The organism is Bartonella sp. AU18XJBT (assembly GCF_028618595.1).
Lineage (GTDB): Bacteria > Pseudomonadota > Alphaproteobacteria > Rhizobiales > Rhizobiaceae > Bartonella.
The window spans coordinates 1-1175 of the sequence record NZ_JAQITE010000143.1; the positions used below are offsets into that span (position 1 = coordinate 1).

Genomic DNA, 1175 nt, shown 5'->3' on the forward strand with positions numbered 1-1175 from the left:
CGAACATCCTCAACAGCATAATTCAACGCCTCAAACTTCATATCTGTATACGAATTAGCCTCACTAACGCCGTCTTTTACAATATTAGAAACTTGCTTATCCGTATACTTTTTGGCATCTTCAAGAACTATCTTCATCTGCTCTTCAGTATAATCATGTAACTGACCCCCATTAACAGCTTCTTTCGATCCCTTTTCAATCTTTCCATCCGCTACGTTGTCTATTAACACTGGAGAACTATCATCGCCACCAACTAATGTAACTTTATTGGTCTTTTTGCCTGTTTCATCTTTATCATATTGGACTGAGCCCTCCGTAACTTTAGTTTCAATACCCTTGACCTGATCTGTAATCATCTGCTGAGTTTTCCAAAGCTGACCTCCATTAACTGCTTCTTTCGAATCTTCGTCTACTTTCCCATCCTCTACATTGATTATCTTACTGGGGCTCTTAACTCCCTGATCATCAGCGTGAGACGCATCATAGCTTCCTTCCTTTTCATTCCAATTCAGACCATTCGAAGAAACATCCTTTTCAACTTCTTTTATACGATCGTTGATCGTGCTCATGCTGTCATTAACAACATCAAATGCTTCAGAAACACTCTTACGCTCTTCTTTATCACCTTTCGTACCATCTTCATTGAATGCTTGAACGTAGAATTTAGGTCCTTGCCAGTTTCCCTCCTTATCATAACCAGCTCCTCCTCCAAAATAGGAGGCAAAGCTCTGTTGAAGAGTATAAATCTGACCTCCATTAATCGCATCCGTCGAATCTTCTAATATCTTTCCTTCCCCAAGGAACGTGATCTTGCTGTTTTCCTTTTTACCTTCTTTCTCATGCAAGGCTACAAACGCACCGGCATCATCACTCCACAACAACGCGTTCTGCTCAATGTTTCCTGAAATCTCATTATGAAGATTCTTGAAGACCTTATTAACACCGGCAAACGCAGCTGTAATGCTATCATACTCCTTCTCTTCAAAGCTGCCATCTTCTTGGAAAGCCATTATCTTGAAACCTGGAAGGCTCCATTCCCCATCAGCATACTTAGCATCACCGCCAAAATACTTTGCTAGAGACTGATTCAGATCATAAATTTGTCCGCCATTAACCGCATCACTCGAACCTGATACTATAGAACCATTCGCAAGCGATGTGATCTTGCTGTTTGT

General features: G+C 40.9%; 1 pseudogene. It reads right to left on the reverse strand.

The features are described 5' to 3' along the window. Window positions 1–1175 (reverse strand): annotated as a pseudogene (locus tag PVV60_RS10580) (adhesin); the annotation flags it as partial.